The organism is Fructilactobacillus florum DSM 22689 = JCM 16035 (assembly GCF_001436645.1).
Taxonomy (GTDB): Bacteria; Bacillota; Bacilli; order Lactobacillales; family Lactobacillaceae; genus Fructilactobacillus; species Fructilactobacillus florum.
Map to the genome: position 1 here is coordinate 19,774 of NZ_AYZI01000002.1, position 26,363 is coordinate 46,136.

19 protein-coding genes are annotated in these 26,363 nt (G+C 43.2%); 6 read left to right on the top strand and 13 right to left on the bottom strand.

Going from position 1 to position 26,363, the window contains the following annotated elements; all coding sequences use genetic code 11:
* The first annotated feature begins 43 nt into the window (after positions 1-43).
* Positions 44-1,504, top strand: a complete 1,461-nt coding sequence (locus tag FC87_RS01165; RefSeq protein WP_054690463.1) for a glycosyltransferase — start codon at positions 44-46, stop codon at positions 1,502-1,504.
* Positions 1,482-2,351, top strand: a complete 870-nt coding sequence (locus FC87_RS01170) for a hypothetical protein (protein ID WP_009166812.1) — start codon at positions 1,482-1,484, stop codon at positions 2,349-2,351. The genes FC87_RS01165 and FC87_RS01170 overlap by 23 nt, the downstream gene beginning before the upstream one ends.
* Before the next feature lie 59 nt (positions 2,352-2,410).
* Here FC87_RS01170 and FC87_RS01175 read toward each other — a convergent pair whose 3' ends face one another.
* The 3 genes from FC87_RS01175 to zwf form a co-directional block, all read right to left on the bottom strand.
* On the bottom strand, positions 2,411-3,964 hold the full coding sequence (locus FC87_RS01175) for a multicopper oxidase family protein (protein WP_056961371.1): 1,554 nt from the start codon (positions 3,962-3,964) through the stop codon (positions 2,411-2,413).
* Between the two features lie 216 nt (positions 3,965-4,180).
* Positions 4,181-5,611, bottom strand: coding sequence for an NADP-dependent phosphogluconate dehydrogenase (gene gndA / locus FC87_RS01180; RefSeq protein WP_009166956.1), 1,431 nt, complete (start codon positions 5,609-5,611; stop codon positions 4,181-4,183).
* 102 nt (positions 5,612-5,713) lie between these two features.
* Positions 5,714-7,192 (bottom strand): glucose-6-phosphate dehydrogenase, encoded by a 1,479-nt coding sequence (zwf, locus tag FC87_RS01185; RefSeq protein ID WP_054690453.1) that lies wholly within the window; start codon positions 7,190-7,192, stop codon positions 5,714-5,716.
* A gap of 229 nt (positions 7,193-7,421) precedes the next feature.
* On the opposite strand from zwf, the gene FC87_RS01190 reads away from it, so the two are divergent.
* Both FC87_RS01190 and apf read left to right on the top strand, forming a co-directional pair.
* Positions 7,422-9,128 (top strand): alpha-glucosidase, encoded by a 1,707-nt coding sequence (locus FC87_RS01190; protein WP_054690489.1) that lies wholly within the window; start codon positions 7,422-7,424, stop codon positions 9,126-9,128.
* A gap of 197 nt (positions 9,129-9,325) precedes the next feature.
* Positions 9,326-9,937 (top strand): aggregation-promoting factor, encoded by a 612-nt coding sequence (apf, locus tag FC87_RS01195; RefSeq protein WP_054690449.1) that lies wholly within the window; start codon positions 9,326-9,328, stop codon positions 9,935-9,937.
* Between the two features lie 98 nt (positions 9,938-10,035).
* Here apf and FC87_RS01200 read toward each other — a convergent pair whose 3' ends face one another.
* On the bottom strand, positions 10,036-10,875 hold the full coding sequence (locus tag FC87_RS01200; protein WP_054690446.1) for a DegV family protein: 840 nt from the start codon (positions 10,873-10,875) through the stop codon (positions 10,036-10,038).
* Between the two features lie 159 nt (positions 10,876-11,034).
* Here FC87_RS01200 and FC87_RS01205 point away from each other — a divergent pair, with 159 nt between their 5' ends.
* Entirely contained in the window at positions 11,035-12,216 is a 1,182-nt protein-coding gene (locus FC87_RS01205; RefSeq protein ID WP_056961373.1) for an MDR family MFS transporter, read from the top strand.
* Between the two features lie 73 nt (positions 12,217-12,289).
* Here the strand turns inward: FC87_RS01205 and FC87_RS01210 are convergent, their stop codons facing one another.
* From FC87_RS01210 to guaB, 8 genes are all read right to left on the bottom strand, one after another.
* The gene (locus FC87_RS01210) at positions 12,290-14,938 is read right to left on the bottom strand and encodes a lectin-like domain-containing protein (RefSeq protein WP_056961375.1); all 2,649 of its coding nucleotides are present in this window, start codon (positions 14,936-14,938) and stop codon (positions 12,290-12,292) included.
* A gap of 61 nt (positions 14,939-14,999) precedes the next feature.
* On the bottom strand, positions 15,000-15,830 hold the full coding sequence (locus tag FC87_RS01215) for a WxL protein peptidoglycan domain-containing protein (RefSeq protein WP_009166963.1): 831 nt from the start codon (positions 15,828-15,830) through the stop codon (positions 15,000-15,002).
* Positions 15,811-16,191, bottom strand: coding sequence for a hypothetical protein (locus FC87_RS01220; RefSeq protein WP_009166964.1), 381 nt, complete (start codon positions 16,189-16,191; stop codon positions 15,811-15,813). Before FC87_RS01220 ends, FC87_RS01215 begins: the two co-directional genes overlap by 20 nt.
* An 18-nt stretch (positions 16,192-16,209) precedes the next feature.
* Entirely contained in the window at positions 16,210-17,241 is a 1,032-nt protein-coding gene (locus FC87_RS01225; RefSeq protein WP_009166965.1) for a WxLIP family cell surface protein, read from the bottom strand.
* 89 nt (positions 17,242-17,330) lie between these two features.
* Positions 17,331-18,026: a WxL domain-containing protein gene (locus tag FC87_RS01230; protein ID WP_035421219.1), complete on the bottom strand. Its 696-nt coding sequence runs from the start codon at positions 18,024-18,026 to the stop codon at positions 17,331-17,333.
* 255 nt (positions 18,027-18,281) lie between these two features.
* Positions 18,282-20,411 carry a cation:proton antiporter gene (locus FC87_RS01235; RefSeq protein WP_009166967.1) on the bottom strand — a complete coding sequence of 710 codons (2,130 nt, stop codon included), beginning with the start codon at positions 20,409-20,411 and terminating at the stop codon, positions 18,282-18,284.
* Between the two features lie 157 nt (positions 20,412-20,568).
* Entirely contained in the window at positions 20,569-22,122 is a 1,554-nt protein-coding gene (guaA, locus tag FC87_RS01240; protein ID WP_040473216.1) for a glutamine-hydrolyzing GMP synthase, read from the bottom strand.
* A gap of 14 nt (positions 22,123-22,136) precedes the next feature.
* A complete protein-coding gene (guaB, locus tag FC87_RS01245; RefSeq protein WP_009166969.1) occupies positions 22,137-23,273 on the bottom strand; it encodes an IMP dehydrogenase in 1,137 nt (378 codons plus the stop codon).
* Between the two features lie 215 nt (positions 23,274-23,488).
* Between guaB and hisS the strand changes: the two genes are divergently transcribed.
* Positions 23,489-24,691 (top strand): histidine--tRNA ligase, encoded by a 1,203-nt coding sequence (hisS, locus tag FC87_RS01250; protein WP_035421267.1) that lies wholly within the window; start codon positions 23,489-23,491, stop codon positions 24,689-24,691.
* A gap of 77 nt (positions 24,692-24,768) precedes the next feature.
* On the opposite strand, the gene FC87_RS01255 is transcribed toward hisS, so the two are convergent.
* Complete coding sequence (locus tag FC87_RS01255; protein WP_082619192.1) at positions 24,769-26,304, bottom strand: ClC family H(+)/Cl(-) exchange transporter; 1,536 nt, start codon at positions 26,302-26,304, stop codon at positions 24,769-24,771.
* Positions 26,305-26,363: the final 59 nt, after the last annotated feature.

Sequence of the window (26,363 nt, forward strand, 5' to 3'; positions counted from 1 at the left end):
AGAATGGAGTCGTTAAATTATGGGATCAAGATGGAGGTAGGAGATGAATTTTTTTATTAATCAAGCAATGGGGCTAGGTAATTCTGGGGTCGAACATGCCGAATTCTACCGAGCACAACGTTTTCAGCAGGCGCAGTTACCGTATCGGTTTGTCTTTTTAAATTTAATCCCAGAACTCCACCAAGCAATTGATCGCTGGCACCTTAATGATCACATGGTTCTGAATCTGTGGGAATATTTGGTTCTGGGCGACAACTATTTACAGACAGGACTTTTGCAAAGGCAAGCACCTCGATTACCCGAAACAGTAGTTGATTTAACCCAAACCAACCGAAAAACGGAAGAAGTTACAAGTGCCGGAATCCGGATTGTACAGCACTATTACAAGGGTCCTGATAAGCATCATCCTGCTAATCAAGTATTGCAGGTGCGTACGGCACGGGTGGAACTTTACAATGAATTGACCCAGCAGCGAAAGGTAATGTATGAAGTCGTTGATGACCAGCATCGTGGTCATAATGTGATTAATATTCACTTATTTTCTGAGCATGGGCAACACTTGTTTTTTGCCAATTTAGATGGTTTGCACGAGTATTTTTTTGATCAATTGCGTCAGGTGTATCCAGGGATCAATAACTTTTTAATTGATCGGGGTGAATTTGCAGACGATATTTTAATGCGCCAACAGCGAACTGATACAAAGATTATCTACATCATTCATGCTGATCATCTAGCTGATCGTGATGATCCGAGCCGGCCATTATGGAATGATCACTATGAATACCTTCTAGATCATCTCTCGGCCGTGGATGCGGTTGTCACGGCAACGGAACTGCAACGGCAAGATTTACTGCTCGATTTTCCTAAAGCTACTAATAAAATTGTTGCCATTCCCGTAGGAGGAATCCGGGACCAACCAGAGGTAGTCGCACAACCAGCTCAGGGAAAAGTAAAAAAATTAGTTACAGCGTCACGCTTAGCAGCGGAAAAACACCTTGAAATTGCAGTTAAAGCGGTGGTGGCTATGCACCAGGCTGGTTACCAGCTTCAATTTGATATCTATGGTCAAGGGGAACAAAAAGAACCGATTGAAAAGCTCATCAAAACCTGTCGGGCAGAGGATTATATTCAACTCCGAGGGCTTTCTGATGATTTAGAACACGTTTATCCCCGCTATGACGCTTTTATCTCCGCCTCATTTTCCGAAGGCTTTGGTTTAACCTACATTGAAGCTTTGAATGCGGGGTTACCAGTGATTACCTTTGATGCGCGATTTGGAGCGCAAGAATTAATTAAGGATGGTCAAAATGGTTTCTTAGCGACATTGAAGCGGGAAGATGAAGATTATAATGTGAACCAGCTGAAGTTGGCTTTACAAAGGTATTGGCAAGCCGATCCAGTTAAATTAAGCCACCAAACTCGTGCCTCGGTTCGACAGTACCAAGACCAAAATATTGCACAGAAATGGAGGAAACTACTGGATGGACTATCAACTAGTAAATAATGTAGCGACGGAAAAAGATTGGCACGCCCTGCAGCGAACTTTAGCAGCCAACGGCTCCCAGACGCTCTTGACGTTGGCGGCTTCCCCACAACTAGGTCGGTGGACGACGACCGCTACATTCAAGGTGATGAACATCATTGATCGACTGACCCACCGTGAATATCGAGCGGATCAGTATCGATTTTTTAATGATGCACCCATCCCTACTTGGGCCAAAACGATTGTTAATCGTGATGGTAGTATTTCGATTGTTGACCATGGAACTGAAATTGCTCGAGAATTTTTGTTCCCCAATACGCGGCGTGCAGTTCAAGATCTGCGTTATCATAACCCGGATCAAACACTGGATTTCATTGAAGAATTTGCAGCTGATGGCAGTCTGTTTAGTAACTTATTTTATGCAGAAAATGAGCTACAGGAGATGGTCTTCTTTAATCAGCAGGAGCAGCCAATTGTGCGTTATTATCTCTACCAAGGAACAATTAATTATGTAACAATTGAAGACCCCCAAAATCAGCAAGTACTAGCTGCCTATCCAGATCTAGTGGCATTCTATCGAGATCAATTGGCGCAGTTCATTACAACTGCTGATACGATTATAATTAATTATCTCGGGTTGGAACTCAGTGTTTTAGCAGAGACGAAATCACATAATATTTTGGAACTGGCAGAAGATCCAGTCGATGATCAAGGCCAAATTCGAGGTAATCTGGCGGCGATTTTACGCAATGAAATCACTAGTATTCAAGAAGTACGGGTAACTCGGCAGGTTGAACGGCAACTGCGACGGCAACGATTGCCACTAAACAAGGTTACGGTGATTGCTTCCACAGAGAAAAAAAGGTGACTGAATCAATTGATTCAGTCACCTTTTTAGGATTACTTGGACAGATAGTTATGGTTCCGTTAGCACATATCAATCCCATGTTCTTTGTAATATTCTAGACTACGGATAACCAATTCGTCAGGTTGACAATGTCGTTCTTTGGCAAGTTCCTGCAATAAGGTATCCATGTCCATCAACCGATACTTTTTATGGGGATGGTCTTGCGTATAGACCTGGAGTTGAGCCATCATCCCACCATCTTCGTGTTCGATAATGTGACAATGATACATAAAGACCCCAGGGTAATTAAAACGCATTTTAACTCGGACTGTTTCACCGGCATTGACGCCAATGGTATCTTTGTAACCTAGTTCGTTAGGATAAGGAGCTTTTCCATTTCTTGAAACTACCTTAAAGGAACCTCCGTGGGTGTGGTAAGGATGAATCATCCCACCACAGCAATCATTGGTATTAGTGATGTCCCAATATTCAGCTTTTCCTAATTCCTGACGATCGTCAATCCGCATCATGCCAAATTTTCGTCCATTGATTTCGACTTTTTCATCAGTTCCGGACATGACAACTTGATGGATTGGAGCATTCGGATCTTCAACTTCAGGATAGTCAACATCAGCTAAGTGGTCAGGTAACGGAGTAGGATCTGCTTTAAATTCATGAATCCTAAACTTCATAATGGGCACATCATCAGAATATAAAGTAACTTCATCACCAGGATGATATTGTTCAAAATCGAGGACGATTTCAGCTCGTTCGGCACAGGTAAGCATGAGCTTGGTAAGATAGACGGGCTCTGGCAACAAACCACCATCAGAACCAATTTGTGCCATTTCTAAATCATCACTCAGATGTAAGCGCCATTCGCGTCGATTGGAGCCATCTAAGATTCTCAGGCGAAGTTTTTGGGTGGTAACATCAAAGTAGGGGTTAACTGTCCCGTTAATTAGTGCAGTTGGACCGGCAGTGCCGTCAGGATCATAATCTTTGTCATAATCCCATTGGTTGTGCTCATCGAAGCGACGGTCTTGGAGAATTAGTGGGATATCATCAACGCCATAATTTCTGGGTAGCGGTAACTGGGCTTCGTGCTCGTCTTTGACCACAACAGCGGTAGCTAGTCCATGCCAAACATCCCAACCGGTCAATGGACAGGGATGAGCATGCAACCACAACGTAGCGGCTGGTTGGTTAACTGTAAAATCGATTTTTCGGGGTTTTCCGGGATAAACGGGAGCATGACAACCACCATCAACGTAAGGACCGGGAACATCCAAACCGTGCCAGTGAAAAGTAGTCAGTTCCGGCAGATCATTTTTCAAAGTAACATGATAGTTTTTGCCACTCTCAAAAACAATTGTTGGACCCAAAAGACTTTGGTTATAGCCCCAGGTCTTGGTTTTTTCACCTGGTAATAACTGGGTTTCCCCAGTTTGAGCGGTAACAGTGTACCAAACATCCGTATCAGTTTCTTGATCGGGAGCTAAAATAGCCGGAATGTTAAGCCGGCTTGCTGGTACATCTGGTTCTTCAAGCTTAACATAGCCACCATCGTGATAATCATAAGCAGATTCATTGAAAAAGTAATGATCGTAAACTTGATGTTGTTTAGCAGTCATAGTAGATAACTTCCTTTCTTCTTTCTAATACAAGTCTACTACAATTATAATTTACAAGAAACTGCAATTAGCAAGTTTATTAAATAAATTGGGCTCGATTAATTTCCTCGGTTGGGATGTTCTAAGAAGCAAGCTATTGCGAACAAAAAAAGCCAGTGCAATTAGCACCGACTTCTAAGTTCCCAGACTAGCAAGGCTGAGAAATTGGAAAAGATTTTATTGTTCTGTATACCATGGGTAATGGAAACTTCCAGGGCGATCAGTTCGTTCATAAGTGTGAGCACCGAAGTAATCACGTTGTGCTTGGAGCAAGTTAGCAGGCACAACCTCTGAACGGTAAGAATCAAAGTAAGAAACTGCACCAGCTAAGGATGGAACAGGGATTCCAGCTGCAGTAGCATATGAAATCACCCGACGAGCAGCAGCTTGATACTTATTAGCGATGTCACCAAAGAATGGATCCATCAGTAAGTTGTTTAAATCAGGCTTCTTATCAAAGGCTTTTGTAATCTCATCTAAGAATTGAGCTCGGATGATACAACCTTCACGCCAGATCTGAGCTAATTCACCATACTTCAAGTCCCAGTTATAGGTAGCTGAAGCCATCCGCATTTGTTCAAATCCTTGGGCGTAACTCATGATTTTACCAAAGTAAAGGGCTTGGCGTACATCTTCGACTAAATCGGAACCTTGATAATCAGGTTTTTCAGCTGGACCATGTAAAACTTTGGCAGCAGCTAGTCGTTCGTCTTTCAACATGGAAACGTAACGAGCATAGACAGCTTCAGTAATAACTGATTGAGGAGCACCCTCATCGAGAGCATCTTCAGATGACCATTTTCCAGTTCCCTTGTTAGCTCCACGGTCTAAGATCATGTCGACAATTGGCTTACTCTTATCATCGCCAAGATCATCCTTGCGGGTTAAAATGTCGGCCGTAATCTCAATTAGGTAACTATTAAGTTCACCTTGGTTCCATTCTTTGAAAATGTTGGCGAGGTCATCAACAGAATAACCAGCAGCATTCCGCAGGATGTTGTAGCTTTCATCGATTAATTCTTCGTCACCGTATTCAATTCCGTTATGCACCATCTTGACATAGTGACCGGCACCATCAGGACCGATGTAAGTAACACATGGTTTACCATCTTTAGCTTTGGCAGCAATTTTTTCTAAAATAGGAGCAACTCGGTCATAAGCTTCTTTTTGACCACCAGGCATTAATGAAGGTCCTTGTAAAGCACCAAGTTCACCACCAGAAACACCCATCCCGATGAAGTTAATGCCGGACTTTGCCAATTCTTGGTTACGAGCGATCGTATCGTGGAAGTTTGTATTTCCACCATCAATTAAAGTATCGCCCTTATCCAATAAGGGGAGAATCTCAGTGATAACGGCGTCAGTAGCTTTTCCAGCCTTTACCATCATCAAAATAGTCCGTGGTTTCTCAATGGACTCAACAAAACTTTGTAAGTCATATGAAGGAACTAGTTTTTTATCACTGTGATCCTTCATTACCGTTTCGGTTTTAGAAGCACTACGGTTATAAATTGCAACGGCATAATCGCGACTTTCGATGTTCAGGGCTAAGTTTTTACCCATCACAGCCATGCCGACAACGCCGATTTTTGCTTTTTCGTTAGCCATAATCTACCTTCCTCTTTGCGTAGTTATAAAATGATACAATTATATTTTATCATTAGAAATTAAAATTGTGAAATCGAGGATTCAAGATGTGAAACCGCTTTACTATTTGGTGCCACGGTAAAACCAAGCATTACCATCGCGGGCTAAGAGTTCGTCGGCGGCAGTTGGTCCCATGGAACCTTGTTGATAGTTAGGAAAGTCAGGTTGCTGAGTATCCCAAACTTGTTGCACGGGATCTACGAAGTGCCAAGCAGCTGCCACTTCTGGCCAACTAGCGAAGTAGGTTCCGTCTCCGTTTAGGATGTCATGGAACAACCGCTCGTAGGGAAGTGGAACTTGGGCAGCGCGGTTATCGGATTGAAGATAGTCAAGCGGAACGGTTTCAGTGTGCAACCCTTGCTTGGAATCTTTGGTATTGATGGTGAGGGATAAACCGACTCGTGGATCGATTTCTAAAGTTAAGACATTCTTTTGCAACTCACCGGTTGTACCGGTTCCCTTTGCAAAAATATCAACGAGCGGTTTTTTAAATTCGATATCAACGCGACCTTGTTTATCAGCCAATTTCTTACCAGAACGAATGTAAAAAGGTGTTTTCCCCCAACGTGGATTATTAAAAACAATCTTACCGGCAGCAAAGGTATCGTTGTTAGAATCGACGGGCACACCAGATTCATGGCGGTAGTCGGGATGGTCTTCATCACCAGCGTATTGTCCGCGGACAAAGTTATCTTTAACCCCTTGATCAGTATAGATTTCCATACTTTCTAAGGCTTTGACTTTTTCAGCTCGGATGGCTGTGTCAACAAATGAATTAGGTTGATCCATTGCTAGGTAACTGACGATTTGTAGCGTATGGTTTTGGATCATGTCCCGCAAAGCACCAGCGGTGTCGTAGTAGCCAGCTCGATCCTCAACGCCCAAACTTTCTGCCAGTGTAATCTGAACGTCTTTAATGTAGTTTTGATTCCAAACGGCCTCTAACAGCGGATTACCAAACCGAAGCACAGGGATTGCTTCCACTGTTTCTTTTCCAAGGTAGTGGTCAATTCTAAAAATCTGGTTTTCTTGGAAACCACTATTCAACTGGTCATTTAGTTCTTTGGCAGACTGATAGTCGCGACCAAAGGGCTTTTCAATCACTAGCCGATTGAAGCCCCCGTTCTCTGATAGCACATGCTGACTCTGTAAATTTTGAGCAACGATGCCAAAGAAGCGAGGAGCCATCGAAACATAGAACACCCGATTTCCACCGGTTTGATATTGATCATCAAGCTGATTGCCTATTTTTTTCAAGTCTTGATAGTGATCCATGTTATTAACATCATGTGATTTCCAATAAAAGTGGCTCACAAATTCAGTGGCTACTTGCTGGTCCGCAGTTTCATCAGCAATGGAGGTCATGATTTTTGCACGAAACTCTTCATCAGAGAGTTCTTTTCGAGAAAGACCTAATAATGCAAAATGTTTGCTCAGGCTTCCCTTTTTATAAAGGTTAAATAGTGCCGGATACAGTTTTCGGAGGGCCAAATCGCCGGTTCCACCGAACAACATGAATAAAGCACGTGTTCCATCTGCCATAAACTCACTCCTTTATCATAAATAGGATATACATCAAAAGTATACCATACTAATCCTAAGTTAAGCCGCTCTCAGTGATTTGGTTTTGAAGATAAATTTTTGGTAAAATATGTTAACATTATTTGTTATTTACCATTAATAGTTGCAGAATAAGTTTGTAAAATGGCTGGTTTTTGCTAAAATGACCTTTTCAATTCCAACATCAGAAAGGAGTAAGATTGTGACACAGATGATAACACCACCGCTGGCTAAGCAGCCAGCAGATTGGTGGAAAAATGAAATTATTTATGAAATTTATTGCCGGTCATTTCAGGATTCCAACGGTGATGGCATCGGTGATCTCCAAGGGATTATTTCCCGGCTGGATTATTTGCAAGAGCTTGGGGTAACAGCACTTTGGATTGCTCCAGTGTATCGGTCACCAATGGTCGATATGGGGTACGATATTGCGGCATATCAACAAATCGATCCCGTTTACGGTACGATGGCTGACATGGACGAACTACTGGAACAAGCACAAGCGCGTGGAATTAAAATCATCATGGATATGGTTTTGAATCACACTTCCGATCAGCATCCTTGGTTTCAAGCAGCACTTCAGGATCCCACTAGCAAATACCGAGATTACTATGTCTTTCAGCACCCAGCTAACGGTCAGGTACCTAACAATTGGCGAGCTACTTTTGGAGGCTCGACTTGGGAGCCGGTTCCTAATGAACCTGGTACTTACTACTTTCACACGTTTGCAACCGAGCAACCCGATTTGAACTGGGAAAATCCAGCGCTGCGGCAAGAATTGTATCGCATCATTAATTGGTGGTTAGATAAGGGAGTTGCCGGTTTTCGGCTTGATGCCATTACCCAGCTTAAAAAGGATCAAGACTGGGCAAGTTTACCCCCAGATGATGATGATGGGTTAGTAAATGTTGAACGAAAAGGGCTTAATCGTCCCGGATTGGGGCAGTTTTTAGCAGAATTAAAGGCAGCGACGTTTAGCAAATATAATGCGGTTACGATCGGTGAAGCCTACGGAGTCCCCTTGGAACAATTGGAAGAATTTGTTGGACCGGGTGGCTATTTTTCGATGATTTTTGATTTTAGTTATCTCAATATTGATGTTCAGGACGCTAATGAATGGTTCAAAAAAAATCAATGGGAAGTTTCCGATTTGGCGCAAACGATGTTTATGAGTCAGCAGGAGATTAAGAAGGCGCGGGGTTACTTTGCAAATGTAATTGAAAATCACGATCAAAATCGGGCGGTTTCTAAGTTCATTCGCACAGAAGACCACGACAATCCAGCCGCCGCAAAGGCGCTAGCAGCCTTGTATTTCTTTTTAGCTGGGATTCCGGTTATCTATCAAGGGCAGGAGTTAGGAATGACTAACTTCGAGCGCAGCGACTTGCAAGAATTTAATGATTTATCATCAATTAATAATTATCAACGTGCTTTGGCAAATGGTTACCGACCAAACGAAGCACTGAAAATCATCAACTTTCGTTCTAGAGACAATGCCCGTGTTCCGATGCCATGGGACCAAACTAAATTTGGTGGTTTTTCAACCGTAACCCCGTGGTTGGCTCCGGCCGCTAATAATGTTGTTAGAAACGTTGCTCAGCAGCGAAACGATCCGGCGTCGGTTTGGAGTTTTTATCAAAAGCTGATTCGCCTGCGTCAGGATTCTCACTGGGAAGCGTTGTGGCTGGAAGGTGAAGTGGTTCCTGTAAGGACGGGCGAGGATGAAATGATTGTTTATCAGCGCCGTTTGAAGCAGCAAACGGTGCAAATTATGATCAATCTATCTGGAAAGGTACAACCACTTCGTCAGGTAGTTGTTGGACAGTTGGAGTTAGATTCACTTGCCACAAATGGGAAACCAGCGGCAGAAATCCGTGATTTACAACCGTACCAGGTTTTAATTGTTACAATCGATTAGCTAATCTAGTTGATTTTGTGCCGTTAAATTACACAATGTTTTAAATAGATTACAGCATTACACAGCGGGCTCCTTTTTTTAAAATTCCTGTAATTTTCTTGTAACATAAACTTCTTAGTATTAGTTTTGTTGATTATTTGGAATCAACATTCTAGCAGACGAAACTAGCGTCAGATATTAAGGAGAGATATTTTTTTATGAGAAACATCAGTTTTAAATCCATAGCAGCCTTTGCTGCAATTGCTACCGGAATCTTGTTTGCCGGGGCGCAAAGTGCAAATGCCGCTTCTAAAATCACAGTTCAATCTGGTGATACATTGTCTGGATTAGCAGCAACTTACAATATTTCGATCGACAGTTTGCAAAAAGCTAACAACATCAAGGACATTAACAAGATTTTTGCAGGTGAAGTCTTTATCATTGGGGACGATGGTCAGATTAAGGCTAACCCGAATAATGCAGCGGTTAAGGCAGCAACTCCAGCTGTACCGACCGAACAAGCGGGAGCTCAAACGAGCAAGCCTCAACCAGTAGCACAGCCAAAAGCACAACCAGCTCCACAAAGTAACCAGCAACCAGCTGCTGTTAACAATGATGGTTCAATGGAATCAATTGCCAAGGTTGAGTCTGGTGGCTCTTACACAGCCCGAAATGGTCAGTATATTGGTAAGTATCAGTTATCTGCTTCCTACCTAAATGGTGACTATTCTCCTGCTAATCAGGAACGAGTAGCTCGTGAGTACGCAATTAGTCGTTATGGTTCGATCCAAAATGCAGTTAACTTCCGTGCTTCTCACAATTACTGGTAAACGCTAATAAATTTTATATAAAAAAGGCGCCAACTGAAGTTTAATTCAGCTGGCGCCTTTTTGTAGTTACGCTGGTTAATCCCGGTTAACTAGTTATTTTATTGATAGATAATGGCAAAGCCACCAGGTCCAACGTGGGTCATAATGACGGGGCAAGTTAGGCGTACCAGTACGTCAATATCTGGGCGTTCTTGGTGGATCCGCTCTGCCACGGCATCTACGTCTGCTCTAGAATCAACGTAAGATAAACCGACGGCTGTTACTGATTTGTCAGCAATTAATTGATCGGTGATTTGATCCCGAGTCGCCTTAAATTTTTTACTGCCACGGCACTTAGCCACGAACTGCAGTTTGTTATCTTGCAGCTTCAGCACCGGTTTTAGTCGAATTAATGACGAAATAAAACCGACAACCCGATTAGCACGACCACCTTTGACGAGGTAATCAAAACTATTAACAAAGACGCTTAAATAGATTTTTTTGCTAAATTCGATGGTGGCTTGTTCAACTGCATCCGCATCTTTTCCAGTAGCCGCTAGTTTAGCTGCTTTTAAGACGACAAAACCCTGACCGCGATCGGTCAATTCGCTATTAAGAACTCGAATGTCTCCATCCACTTGTTTCGCAGCGGTCCGAGCCGTTTCCAAGGTACCACTGAGAACATCGGTTAGATGAATGGAAATGATCGTTCCGTTTGGATCCGCTTCCATGATCTTTTGATAAGTATCAACGAACTGTCCGAGGGCTGGTTGACTGGTTTTGGGGAATTCGCTTTGATCGTCATCCAGCATTTTGGAAAATGCTTCTCGAGTTAGATTGACATTATCAAGGTACGTTTGACCCTCAAACGTTACTTGCAGTGGAATTACGGTGAGTTTGTTTGTTGTAATTTCATCTGGAGTAAGTTGGGCGGTCGAGTCGGTTACGATATGAATCATGATGAACTTCCTTTCGTTGAGCCTGGATAGCAGTAGCTTGTGTTTAATTATAGTTGATTTCAGCTATGAGAAATAGGGACGCATTAGAGATTACCAATCCTTTTTTCCACGGGTTAACTATGAGAAAATAGCAGTATTGTGAAAAAAGGAGATGAGCAAATGGCACGGCAACCTAAAAAAGAAATTAGTTTGCTTGCAGTCTTAGTATATTCCTTACTCTTGAATTCAGGAGCAGCACTGATGTGGCCATTAACCACGGTCTATATGCATGGGACGCTACACGAATCTTTGACAGTAGCAGGCGCAGTTTTATTTGTCATGTCTTGTTTTATGGTTTTGGGTAATTATCTTGGTGGTCAATTGTTTGACCGGTGGTCGCCCTACCAAACGGCTTTGATTAGTATTACCGTGGCGTTGGGAGCCTTGGTAACTTTGATCTTTTATCATGGTTGGCCGATGTTTGCCATCATGTTATTTGTGTATGGATTGGGACAGGGAGCAAGCCTCACCCTTCTAAATGCTTATGCTGCCAAGGTTCGCTCTCGCAGTACTAGAAGTGTTTTTAATTCATTGTACATCGGAGTTAACCTGGGGGTAGTTGTAGGAACGGCTTCGGTGGGCTATCTTTTGAAATTTGGCATTCCAGTGGTTTTTAGTGTGGCAAGTCTATTCTATCTGATTTTATTACTGATGACATTCGTATCATTTAATGTGGACTTTAGTAGTCAACCACTCGTTGCACATCAACCACAGTTGAAGCAACATTCCGCATCGCAGCGGGGAAATCCGCGGTTAGTCTGGCTAATTTGTACAATGGTATTTTTTATTTATTTAAGTTACACACTATGGGAAAGTGTTATGCCGGTTCATATGGAAGCCCTGCACATTTCATTTGAACAGTATAGTTTGATTTGGCCCGTCAATGGGTTATTAATTGTGATTGGTCAGCCAATTATTAATCGAGTGGGGCTACATTTTAACATGATTCGGCAAATTGCAGTTGGAGTTTTGATTTTTGCGGCTTCGTTTATCATGCTGATTTGGGCCAAGAATTATCTGTGGTTCGTTATTATCATGGTGGTACTGACTTTTGGAGAAATGAATGGACTACCAGCCATCCCGGCGTGGATTGATAGTTTGGCTGATGCCAAGGCAAAGGGGCGGTATCAGGCCATGTTTAATATTTTTATGTCATTTGGTCGGGCAGTCGGTCCCTTATTTGGTGGATTAATGGTAGAGTGGTTTAACTATCCGATTTTATTTGCCACGGCGGCAGGCTTGATAATAGTTTCACTGGGCTTAGTTTTAAGCACGGCTGCTACTAACAAGGACTCACAGTAATCGTTAAAGTAAAAAGGAGCCGTACAAGTATTAAACTTGTACGGCTCCTTTTTTGGTAAGCAACGAACTGCAATTAAGGGGTTCCAGTGTTATTAACGGTCCAATTTAGAGCAGCGCCATAGGTTTTTCTTTGACCACTCGTTGGAGCAGGAACATCGTCTTTGACATACATCATTAGTCCGGTTCTATTGTTCCACTGCACCTTTTGTTCATTAGGGGTGTCCTTATTACTGGTGAAAATCGGAATATTTTGGTTTCCACCCGGCGATAAGAAATGTGGCTTATCCTGTTTGTCGTAATAGACTAACTGGAACGGTGAACCATCACTGCCGATAATGTCAGCATTTTTTAGCTGATCGTTACCCAAACCATTGTTATTATCAGCGGCTTGTGACAGCGTTAATCGATAAGGCTGTCGTTCATCAGTGCCACGCGTATCTTGAATGGTAGCTGCCGTATAATCCCTGACGCCAGGATTGATTCTTGGTGAGGTTGGGATTACTTTACCATCTTGATCAAAAGTATAGGTGTTATAAGGTGCAAACGCACTATTCTTTTTGAAGTAGGCATAGGTTCCATAATCAAAGCTGTTCGGCATGATGCTAAGGCTTCCTGGCTTGAGATTATAAGTTTCTTCATTACCAGCAAATGCTAGTGAACTATCATTGGCAGTTCCAGTCACTTTAGGAGTGCTTTTGAAGGTTTTTCCTTGATTGGCGCCTAGAATGACATCTGCTTCGATGTTTTTGGTAGTTTGCTGCTGAAGGGTTCCCATGCCAGTGATGGTCACTTGTTTGGCGTTCTTGGAGTCACTGTTTTGATCCTTGCTAACCGTAAAGTGAGGGCTATCCTTAGAATCATTGCTAATTTCTTGTCCATCGACTTTAATCTTAAGATTCTTTGGATCATTGTCTTTTAGACTTGGCAAATAGAAAGTATAGCTACTATTATCAAGATTAACCTGACGACTAATATTTCTAACGGGAATCCGATACTTGATTTCGTCATTATCGCGGACATCATTTAACGTCGTTGACCAATCAGAACCCTGAGTCACGTTCTGCATTTGATTATTGATATACAAGTTAGGAGTTCCGTGATTAGTTTGATCAGGAACCACGTTGGCAATCGTTGATCGCACAGAAGTATCTGCAAAGTTGGATCCCTTGGCAACCAGCGTATTGCTAATTGCGGTAGTACCGGGATCTAGTTGATTCGATACTAAAGCAGCTTTAAATCCATGTGACATAGGGGTAGGGTCATGAATTGGAGGGATTTTATCAAAGTAGAGATCTACGTCAGTACTGTCATCCAATAACCTTAACTGGTCAGGCAAATGGTCGGTAGCATGAACATTTAACCAATCATTACCGTTCAGATTACTGTCATAGTAGTTATAGATATCGGCTCGATAAAGCAGAATATCTCCAACACGAGCGTTGTTTACCTGACTACGAAAGACTGGGTAAACTGTGCCTCCTTTACCTCCCTTCCCATCATTATAAGTTGCATCGAATGGGAAGGCATGCATTAACTCATCGGGAGAAAGGCTGGGGTCATCCGGTTTTTTCCCGTTTTCATCACCATAAACCATCGTACCACCATCTTTGTCGCTAACCCGAACGTCAGTATCTCGACTGAGTTTTGATAGGTCAGCGGCCGTCTTACTAACTCCAGGATCACCCGGAATTTGAGAAGCAGAGATGGCACTAATCATTGATTTAGCACCGGTGGAGGCGGTCATTCCCCAGTTGACCATTTTACTGCCAAATTGCTTGTTAACATCAATTTTGGGAGAAGAGAACGATTGTTGCTTAAAGCCACCAGTGTTTTTACTGCTATCGGGATAGCCAAAGGTCATAGTTGCTAGTCCGGTATTACCACCATCAGTGGTATTCCAGTGATAAACAACTGGTTCCCAACGAGCACTATTACTATTACCCTTGCTATTAGTTCCAACTAGGTTTGGAGTAGCCCGTGCCCCGAATCCATCGTTTCGCCCAGGGGCTGGATAGATCGAATTGCCATTGGGCTGGTTATTGAACCAGTCACTAGTATTCGTATAATGAGCGATCCCAGGACGAAAACTAGAGGTGGTACGATTATGCATAGTCAGGTGATCTTTATCTGGTAAGACAAAGGCCATGTGAGCACCGGTAGTGTACGGACCATTAGTTGGTAAGACATCGGCATCACTATAGTCACCATTAAAGTATGGATCAAATTCCAATGAAAGAGCATTGTTGATGCCACCATGATAAGAATTTTTGAAATAATCAAGCACCGGCTGCTTATCGCTGGAGGAACCATATTTATCCATTCGAAGATTTCCATAAGAACCAAGCGATTCCCCGCTGACTCCTAGAGCTTTGCTACCCTTATCATCATTTTGGAGGGTGAAAGTAATTCCATCGGCCGCTTCATCAGGATTATCTGAGGCCATGTAAACGTAGAATCTAAAGGTAAACGAATTTGATAAGTTAACCTTATTTTTCCACCACAACGAAGTAGCTTGGGAGGTGTCCTTGGTTACAACTTGGACGTTGGGATAAGGGGTAGTAACCGGTGGATTGGTGGTATTTGAATTGTATGAAAAATTATTCATACTTGGACCTGACTCAGGTGGTGCTGGAATATTGAGCTCATTATTAGATTCGGCAGCTTGAACTGCCGGAACAATCTGAGTGATCCCAACCCCAACAACGAGCAAGGTTAAAAGCATGATTGCAAAAAGACCCTTGAAGTGTTTGATAATAAAACCTCCCTTCTGCTGGTCATTAATGCTAGCTTGAAACGGCTCTCTTAAGTGAAACTTGTTGACGATGAGCTTTGAAACTCACAACTGTTTTGGTTCCCTTCGCACGTTTGGGAGCGGGGGTAACTAAATTAGTAGTTGTTTTCGGAGCAAGACTAACATTGGTTAACTTGGTTGTGCGTAATAATTTTTTTCCACGATAAACCTTCACAGTGGCTGTACCGTGCTGGATGAGTTGGGCAGCTGGATTTTGTAAGCGACTCTGCAGAACCTCATGATTTGCTTGAGATTTTAGTTGAACGCTCGATAACCGCAACTGCTTGAGTCGCACGCGATTGGCATTACTGTTTAGAGATACCCCGACGACGTACTCCAACTTATTCTCTATTTTACCATTAGATGGTAACGGAGCGCTTACATTAACCCCGCCAAGTACAATCCCAGGTTCCTGCTTTTTAGTAGCCAGCTGGTAGGTTACTACCTTAGATTCATCAGGTGCTAGAGTGGTGACCTGTTGCTGGGGACCGACGAGCTTGTTAGTTAGTCGGTGGGGATTATTCCGTTGCCAACTTGGTTGGTTGTAAGCAATAACCCCATTGTCAGCGGTATAGGCGTTATTGAGCGAGGTTGTAACGGTAAGGGACTGGTTACTGTTGTTTTTTAGCAGTAATGGTAATTGATACGTGTGATTATCTTTACTATTTAAAGCAAAGTAAGCCTTTTTGGACTGAATTGGAAGTTTTGTTAAGAGGGGATTAACAGAATAGGGTGCTGCCGCCCGTACGGTTGATTGCCAACCAAGACATAGCAACAAACACCCTATGATTGTTAACCACCAGCTATTTTGTTTGAAGTTCATGGTGGTCTTCTTTAGCTAACTTGCGATTAAAACGATCCATGGAAATAATGGTAAAGACTAAAAATAAGGTTATGATTCCAACTGCAGTGACACCCCAGTGCAAGGTTTGCCCGGTTTGTGGAAGGGTAGCCTTTGGAGGCTGTTTAACGCTCGACATGGAATTTGTCTGGTTTTCACTTGGCTGAGGCTTAGGGGTTGGTTTCGGTTTATTTTTATCATTTTTAACTTCCACTTGGGTGTTGGAATTATGCGTATTACCTTGTTGGTTGTCCGCATAAATGCTGGAAACACCAAACACAATTGTCACAATCGCCAGTCCTAAAACAAATATTAAGAAGACATTTCTTTGTTTTAATTTCATGGAAGTACACCTTTTTTCTTAGCTTTGATTGTTGGAAAGGGTTTGTTTTTGTTTCTTATGCTGTCGGTAAATCATGTAAATCAGGATTAGAATTAGCAATAATAAGATTGCCAAGAGGATGATCCACCACCAGTTTTGTTTCGTGTTGTACTGAATGGCATCGCCGACGCTCACGTTAAAATCTTTTTCGATTTTCCAGTGATTACCATTGTTGTCACTAGCACGGGCACTTAAATGGTAGGTTCCCGGAAGGAGAGTGTTTTTACCGAAGTCATTTTGGAATGGGAAGTTGGAATTAGGAGCCATGCTTAAGTTACTACGGCTGGCTTTGCTCAAGATTTTTTTGGGATTACTCTTGCGATAAATCTTGTTTTTCAGCTTCATTTGTTGGATGGTAGTAGGTTTTTCGTTGGCATACTTCGTCTTGATGACGGTTTGTGTCCCTTGCTGTCCTGGCTTGATGCTAGGAACTGTTAGTTTGGGCTTAACGCCAACGTCTTGGGAGCGGAGTAACACTGGCATTACGAGCGCAATCTTGTTGTTAATGTTAACCCCGTTGTTATTTTCTGCCTGGGCAATGTTACCAGTCTTGACGTAGAGACTTCCCATGATAATTCCCTTGTACTGTTTTTCAGGGGCGGTAACGGTAAAGTTCACGCTTTGGCTCTGCTTGGGAGCAAGGGAAACGTTCTTTTTTTGTTCCTTAACCAGGTCATTGAACTTGTACTTTAAGGTTTTATCAGTAGGGACCTTTCCCGGCTGATATGTAATGGCTCCATCCTTAGAAGTATAAGCAACCGTCGGGGAGACTGTTAATTTTTGTGTTTGATTAGTTAGATTAACTAATTGAATACTAATTTGTTGCGATTCGCCCGGTTTAGTTCGAACAAAGATTGAACCAGTTTGTTCAATCTGCGTGTTAGAATAGTTCGGTTTGACGGCAATCCCGGGACCTGGGGTAGCTTTAGCTGCTGGAAGACTCAGAAAAATCAACATCGAGAAAAACAGTGCCCCAATTGCAATCTTTAATTTACTATACTTTAAATCCATCAGTTACTCCTGTGTTGATAGTATAAGTAAAACGGGAAACACCCCCAAAAAGTGCTTCCCGTTTTTTAACAATTAAATACAAATTAAGCTTAACCTTTAGGCGTTGGGTCTTGGGGTGCACCAGCAGTTAAAGTCCAAGTAATTGGAGCGTTGTATGAACCAACGGCAGTGTTACCAGGAACTTCCAAGCTAGCAGATTTTACACCAACAGGAGAAGTTGATGGATTGTAATCAACTGTTGTGCTACCAGCACCTTGACCATTAGCAGCGTAAAGGACGTTTGCGCCTGAAGTATTACCGGATGTGATAGTTGCCCGGTTAGCCATTACTGCTGAATTCTGTGAGTTAACAACGTGATCGTTATTTAGACCCATAGTCCAACCTGCAGGAGCAACGTTACCAGTGGTAGCATCCTTAAAGTTTCCGAGGCTGGCATCCAAAGTCCAACCGTTTAAAGCCGTAGTTGCACGACTGTCGGTAACTTTAATATGGTTTTGGTTGTTACCAGTATTGTTATTTAACAAGTTTTGAGTCTGGTTGGTAGCTGACTGGGCACTAGCACCAAAGTTCAAGTCAGGAACGCTTTCCAGAGTCAAGTAACCAGTCATAACGTCAACGTGGGCGTTTGAGTCTGCAGAAACACTACCCTTAGTGTCGTCTTTCTGTGTACTAGTGTTCTGTGGAAGCGTTGCGTTGGTAGCAGCGTTAACACTTGGAACAGTAGCAGTTAAACCTAAAACGACAGCTAGGGAAGCAGCTCCGCCTACAAATAAATTCTTCTTCATCAAGATGAAGACCTCCTTAAAAAATATAAAATAAAAATCAACTGGAAAAAAGGCACCCGCGAAGAGCTGACCACTTTTTTCCATGAAACTTTGTTACAAGCATATTGTAACCTACTAACTTTTTGGTTGTAAAGCGTTTTCTTTTTGTAAATAATAATTTTAAGTTAATATTTGGTTAACAATTCCTTATTTATCAAGTGTTTAGGGAATAATTAAAAAATAAATAAATTTTACTGTTTGCAACTAATAATAGGATCATTCATTTTCTTTTTTATAATCATTTAGTAAAATCATTTCTTCATAATTAACGTTTTGCCGAAGTCGTAGTCCCATACTTTGGGGAATATGATGATTCTCAATCAACGTCTCAATTGCCCGGCGTTCCGCTTCAAGAGCTTGATTCTTAAGGGCGAGGACTTGTAACTCATACTGCTTTGTTTCTAAATCGGAATCACCAAATGATTTGGCCTCTTGAATTTGATTCTGATAGTAAACCATTAAGAAATGAACCGTCTGCGCAGAAAAATCTTTTCTACTAATATCATCACGATCTAAAAATTTTTGCAGTGCCGTCATAGCGCCTTGCGCCCCTACTTTTTGAATGAGACGTAGGTCAGACTTGGTTTTTTGACTTTCACTCTCATTCCACTGCCAGATTTTGATTGAACGAAAAATTCTTTGGGCAAACCCGACAGCCGGTTTTTGGCGAATGGTAGGTTTGTCACCACTGAATTGTAATAGGCGAGCTTCTTCGCGATTAAGTCGGCGACTGGCAATCCAATAGGCATCTGGACCAATTAGTTTGGACTGGTAGAGGTCATTGATAGCCTCGCGACTACCATTCAAGCCAACTCGGCGGAGCGAAACTACTTCGTTCATTTGTTTAGTGGAGTCGGCACGATTATGCTCACGACGCTGAATTTTACGGATGGAAACTTGGTAATCCATAATAATATCCCAAACAGCACGTTGGTTGCGCTCCGATCGATTTGATTCTAGATAAGCAATCGCAGAGTTTAATAAGTAGAGTTGGGCAACTGGATAACTAACGTATTCTGGCTGATTAAGCTCGGGTTGGTTATCGTCATCACCAATCGGATTACCTTCATTTAAGAGCGAGGCTCGGGTAGCAATGGTCCCAGTTCCGGGTGAAATCAGTGGCAAAGTGATGGAAGCAGCAATCAGGCTTATGATGATAACACACGCTGCAATAAAAAGCATTAAAGAACGATCAGGGAAAGTTGCACCACTGGCTATAACGCTTGGAACGGAGAGGACTCCAGCCATTGTGATGGCACCACGAACCCCCGACAAACCAGCCAGGAGAGCTACTGAAAACCGAGGCTTTTTGTTTTCCTTTTTACTAACGTAATAAGAAAATGATTGGTAGCCGATAATCCAGCAAACCCGGATGGCTAGGATTACTAGCCAAATAACAAAGGCATAACTTACTGATTGCAAAGTGCCGTACTTATCGCTCTGGATAACCGCTGTCATAGCAACCGGCAACTCAATACCAAGGATTAAGAAAACAACCCCATTCAAGCAGTAAACGATCACATCCCAAGTACGATCAGTTAAGAGGCTAATTTCTGGGGTTTGACCAGCAACTCGGGAAGTCTGGGTATGATCCAGAATCCCAGCAGTCACAACGGCAATCACTCCGGAGGCGTGCAGATAATCTTCAGCGATAATGTATACAACAAATGGGCAAAGCAATTGGAGCACGACACTAAAAATGGCATCGTGAAATTGAATGTTGTAAAGGTGATTTCTTAGCCATACTAACAGCATCATAATCGTAAAGCCAACTAAAAAGCCCACAATCGACATATAAATAAAATCACCAGCGGCTCTGGTAAGGGAAAAATAGCCGGTAACTACGGAAGCAATGGCATACTTAAAGGCAATTAGTCCGCTAGCATCGTTAATAAGACTTTCGCCACTTACCAAATGGAGGATGCTTTTGGGTAAGTGAACCCGTTTTGAAATCGACTGCACGGCTACGGGGTCGGTCGGTGAAAGGATCGCAATCAGCGCAAAACTAACCCCTAGTGGCATGGTTGGAACTAGCCAGTTCACAAAATAGCCACCTAGAATGGTCGTGACAAAGACTAACCAAATCGCATTCTCAAAAATTGGTCCCCGAAGCTCCCAGAGTTCTTTTTTGGGAAATTCTCGTCCATCGTTGAAGAGCAGGGGTGCAATGAATAGCAGGAGAAACCACGTAGTGTCTAATTGAATCTTAAAATTAAATCCGAGCGCAATTGCAAGCCCCAGTAAAACTTGAATCAAACTGACCGGGATACTGGTGATGTAATGGCTGATAATATTTGAAATTAGGACTAACCCTAATAGTACCAAAACTGATTCTAAAATTGCCAAACGACGTCCCTCCTTTTTACAGCATGGTTTAATTATAGCGAATAAACTACTTTTATAGAAATGAAGAGCTAGACCACGGCAGGGACTCTTTTTGAATCATGGCAATGATAAATTAAAAAACAAGCTGACTTCATTGGGCATCAGCTTGTTTTTTAATTTATTCATATTCAATCGTAGCAGGGGGCTTACCGGTAATATCGTAGAGTACGCGGTTAATGCCACTGACTTCGTCAACGATTCGTTTGGAAACCTTACCAAGCACTTCCCAAGGAAGTTCTGCATATTCGGCGGTCATGCCATCGACAGAAGTGACGGCACGAATCGTAACGGCTTCATCATAAGTGCGTTCATCACCCATGACACCGACACTGTGAATTCCAGGTAGCGCAGTGAAATACTGCCAAACGGTTCGATCCAGCCCAGCCTTGGCGAATTCTTCGCGTAAGATGGCATCGGAGTTACGCACCAGTTGGAGTCGTTGCTCGGTCACGGCTCCAATAATACGAATCGATAGTCCAGGACCGGGGAAGGGTTGACGCCACACCAATTCATGGGGCATTCCTAATTTTTCACCAAGCTCGCGTACCTCATCTTTAAAGAGTTTGTTGAGAGGTTCAATTAGTTTGAACTGAAGATCTTTCGGCAAGCCACCGACATTGTGGTGCGATTTAATCGTTTGGGCGGTGTCGGTTCCCGATTCGATGACGTCTGTATAGAGGGTTCCTTGTGCCAAAAAAGCCACGTCGTTATATTTTCGTGCCTCCGCAGCAAAGGTGTCAATAAATTCCTTGCCAACGATTTTTCGTTTTTGTTCGGGGTTGGTAACACCAGCCAGCTTACTGAGAAATAGTTGGCTCGCATCAACGAAGTCGATTTGTAGACCAAAGTCATCCCCCAGAGCATGTAATACTTGCTGAGCTTCATTTTTTCTGAGCAGACCGTGATCAACGAAGACGGGAATCAACTGGTTGCCAATGGCTCGATGTAAAAGCACGGCAACAACCGAGGAGTCAACTCCCCCGGATAGTCCTAAAATGACCCGTTGATCACCAACCGTGGTGCGAATATCAGCAATCGCGTCCGCAATGAAGTCATCCATCGACCAATTGGCAGTGGCCTTGGCAATGTCAAAAACAAAGTGGCGTAGCATTTCACGACCTTCGGCAGTTAGGTTGACTTCTGGATGAAATTGCACGGCATAAAAGCCTCGACTGGGGTCAGCCATGGCCGAAATAGGGCAGGAGTCACTGGTTGCCGTGACTTTAAAACCATTTGGAACCTGAGTGACAAAGTCTCCGTGGCTCATTAAAACCGTTTGTTTGTCTTCCATATTTTGGAAAAAGCGGGAGTTTTGATCGGTGACCTCAATTTGTGCCTGACCGTATTCGCTGCTGTCGGCAGTTTCGGTGGCACCGCCCGGCAGGTCATGAGCCATAAGCTGCATCCCATAGCAGATTCCTAGAATGGGAATTCCTAGTTCGAAAATCTGTGGATCAACACCAAGAGCATTTTCACCAGTAACACTATTTGGTCCGCCGGAAAAAATAATGGCGCGCGGTTTAAGTTTCTTAATGGAGGTGGCCGAGATGGTATGTGGTTTTAGTTCGGAGTAAACCCCCATTTCGCGAATCCTTCTAGTAATAAGTTGATTGTACTGGCTACCGAAATCAAGGACAAGAACGGTGTCGTACGTATGTTGATTGCTTGCCATATTATGGTACTCTCCTATTTTTGATAGTTAGGGGCGGCTTTGGTAATGACCACATCATGGGGATGTGATTCTCTGAGTCCGGCGCTAGAAATCCGAACGAAGCGGGCTTGCTTTAGGTCTTTAACTTGAGCGGCACCAGTGTAGCCCATGCCAGCTCTGAGCCCGCCCATCATCTGATAAAGAATGTCTTGGACATCGCCCTTGTATTCAGTTTTTCCTTCAATTCCTTCGGGAACTAATTTCTTTTCGCTCTTTACTTTTCCTTGAAAGTAGCGATCAGAAGAACCATTTTCCATTGCGGGAATCGATCCCATGCCGCGGTAAAGTTTGAACTGTTGCCCATCGGCACTCTCAATTATTTTTCCAGGAGCTTCAGTGGTACCAGCCAACATACTACCGAGCATGACGGCATCACCACCAGCCGCTAGTGCTTTCACGAGATCACCAGAGAACTGCATTCCTCCGTCAACAATAATCTGTTTGTGGTACTTGGCAGCGACGGCCGCACACTCAAAGGTGGCACTAATTTGGGGCACCCCCACACCAGCAACGACCCGAGTGGTACAGATTGATCCCGGGCCAATCCCCACTTTAACAACATCGGCACCCGCATTGAATAAAGCTTCAGCTGCTTGTTTAGTGGCAATGTTACCAGCAATTAAGGTTTGTTCAGGAAATTGTTGGCGAATGGCAGTTACTTTTTCAAGCACTCCTTGGGAGTGACCGTGAGCTGAATCGAGAACAATTGCATCAACACCGGCATCTACTAGAGCTTGGGCTCGTTCAGTTGTTTCAGCGTTAATCCCGACAGCTGCTGCCACTAGGTAGCGCCCTTGTTCGTCAACAGCAGCGAGGTCGCCACTGACCGGGGCAGCTTTTACGGTGGTAATTTCTTGAGCTTGGTCAGCAGGCGTCATATTTTTGTGAATTACACCGAGACCACCTTGTTGAGCCATTTTAATGGCCATCGCACTTTCTGTGACAGTATCCATGGCAGCGCTTAGTACCGGAATGTTTAAGAGAAGGTTTTTGCCTAATTTTGTTTTTAAGCTTACTTGGTTGGGGAGCACGCTGCTAGCTGCCGGAACCAATAGCACATCATCATAGGTTAATCCCTGATGAGTGCCAAACTTGTTTTCCCAATTATCCATGTAATCCTCCATCTAAAATTGTTGGTTATTAATAACATAGAATAGCAGAGCCAAGCGGGAAAAGCAATGTAAATCACGAACACTTAATTGTTTAATGTAAGAGAATGTACGTAACCGAATTATCTCGTGTAAAACTAGATTAATTGTCGGAAATTGACGAAAAAAATGATAAAATCAACCATAATGATAAAATCAATGGAAAGCTGGTTGAGACTATGAATGGAAATTTTAAACGTGTTCGGGGAATGGATGATTTGTTGCCTGATGAGACCCCCCTATGGCAAAAAATTGAGAAAGTTGCCCGCCAGACCTTTCAACGCTATCACTACGCCGAAATTCGTACACCAATGGTAGAAAAGACGGATGTTTTTAGTCGGACTTCTGGTGATTCCTCGGATATTGTAACCAAGCAAATGTATACCTTTACGGATAAAGGAGATCGAAGTATTACACTGCGACCGGAAGGGACGGCCGGCATTGTTCGGGCGTTTGTTGAGCATAAATTGTTTGGACCAGAACATCCCAAACCGGTTCAAGTTTATTATATGGGACCCATGTTTCGTTACGAACGCCCGGGAGCAACGCATAACCGAGAATTTCATCAAATTGGGTGTGAGGCGATTGGGGCAGTTAGTCCCCAGATTGATGCTGAGGTAATTAATCTAGCACTTGATGTTTTTCGTGGGGTTGGAATTGCTAATCTGCGGGTTGAATTAAATACGTTGGGCGATGATGATAGTCGTAAGCGGTATCGAGATACCCTGGTCGAATATTTTTCACAGGTTCAAGATCAGCTAAGTCCAGACTCACAACGACGGTTGGCTCAAAATCCGCTCCGAATTTTAGATAGTAAAGACCAAAATGATCAAAAATTAGTTGCGCAAGCCCCCCGATTAGAAGACAGCCTAAATGAACGTTCTCGCAGTTATTTTTCTTCTTTGTGTCATGCTTTGGATTTGTTGGGAATTGAGTATGTGGTTGATGATCGATTAGTTCGAGGATTGGATTATTACACTGATACTGTTTTTGAGATTCAAGCCAAAGCAGCGGCTTTTGGTGATGAGTACACAACTATTTGTGCCGGCGGTCGATACAATAACATGGTGCAGGAGTTTGGCGGTCCCGACATGGGTGGAGTTGGTTTTGCCTTTGGAGAAGAACGTCTGGTGACGGCACTAGCTACCGACCAGCTCGCACCAACGCTAGACTATTTTATTTGTACCGATCTAAAGGATCAGACTGAACAAGTCCAGCAACAAATTTTGGATCAGGCCTTGACTAGCGCCGCAAGTTTGCGAAATGACGGCAATTCGGTAATGGTCAATTATCAAATTCGTAGCTTAAAAAGTCAGAAAAAAGCAGCGCAGAAATTAAATAGTCAGCAAGTGATGGTGATTGATGCAGCATCATTAACCTAAAGAAAAAAGATCTAACCATGAGAGCACTAGCTTAGTTCTCAGATTGATTAGGTCTTTTTTATTGGCTTGCGATAAGATTAGTCGGCAATTAATCGATTGATTTGGTTAGTGAGCAGTTGATTTTGTTCATGGTGGACTAAAAAGATGAGTGTATCGCCAGCGGCAAGTTTCGTATCTGCTTGCGGTATAATTTTTTGTTGGTGGCGTTCGATGGTAATTAATCGGGCCGTTGGTGGCCAAGCAATGGTCTCAACAAATTCGTTGACGAGCGGGCTTGTTTGGGTAATGGTAAAACAAAGCTGATCAAGTTGGTCGAGTGAGTTGAGATAACGCTGTCCCTTAGTTAGCTGCGCTGCAAGTACGTGATAAATTGGTTGAGCACCTAAAAAGTCGCTCGTTAGATAGGCGACTAGTACCACCGTTGCAAGCGCCATAAAATTATGAGTATTACCGACCAATTCGGTGATGAGTAAGATAGCAGTAAAGGGTGCTTTACAGACAGCCGTTAGATAACCGGCCATTCCAAACACAAGCAGATTAGTAACAAATTCGGGCGGTAAGTCTACCAGTTGTACGAGTAACATCCCGTATGCCACGCCAACGAGGGCGCCCATCGTCAGTAACGGCAAGAAAAAGCCACCAGGGACACCGCTCCCATAGGATAACAGTCCAAAGGTAAATCGGAGGACAATAAAAAATAAAATTAGTGATAAAGGGAGTTTATGCGTTGCAGTTAGTAGAATTAACCGCGCTCCGCCACCAATTGTAGCGGGAAAGAAAATACCAATGGGGATCACTAGCAGAAAAGCGATTCCAGGATAAAAGTACCAGGGGATAAATTTTATTTTCTGAAACCACTTAGGAACGGTGAGAAGTCCACGATTATAAATGAAGCCTAAGCCCCCGACTAAAACCCCAAGCGGCAGTAACTGCCAGTAATTATTTGGTGGATAGATTTGCGAGTAAAAAATAGGAAGAACTGGATTTAGACCAAAAACGCGCTCAGAAATAAAATTTGAGCACAGGGCACTGGTCAGGGCTGACAGACAAATCGTGGGTTCAAAACGTCGATACATTCCTTCGATGACAAAAAAAGTTCCAGCAAGAGGAGCGCTGAACGTTGCTGACAAGCCAGCTGCGGCTCCAGTCGCAATTGATAGTCGTCTAGTAGCCCCAGTTTGCTTAAGTCCAGCAGCTAGACCCTGCCCGACTGCCGCCCCCAGTTGAATGGAAGGACCTTCACGACCAACAAAGATTCCCGTTGAGTTGGTAAGCACGCCGGCTGTGAATTTTTTCCAGAGGACCGAAAACCAGTTCAGCTCAAAAACGCCGTCCACCTGAGCCTCCACTTGCGGAATTCCAGATCCGCGAATGTTTGGTTCCAAACGGAGAAGCAGCCCGACCGCGACGGTAATCATGAGGAGAACTAAGATAACTACCAGGATCATTTCTGGTTGGTGCTTGATACTAGCATAGCCGACCATGCTCAGTTTTAAGCCAGCTTCAATTAGAAGTCTGAAAGCAGAAATCACTCCTCCAGTGATGACTCCAATCACGACACTGATGGTAATGAAATTTAGTTTTAGTATTGATAAAAAGTGGTTGGTGGTCACAGTATCCATCTCCAAAAAGGCATTAATCTAATTGTAGCATTTTCATGAAAGAAGTGCGG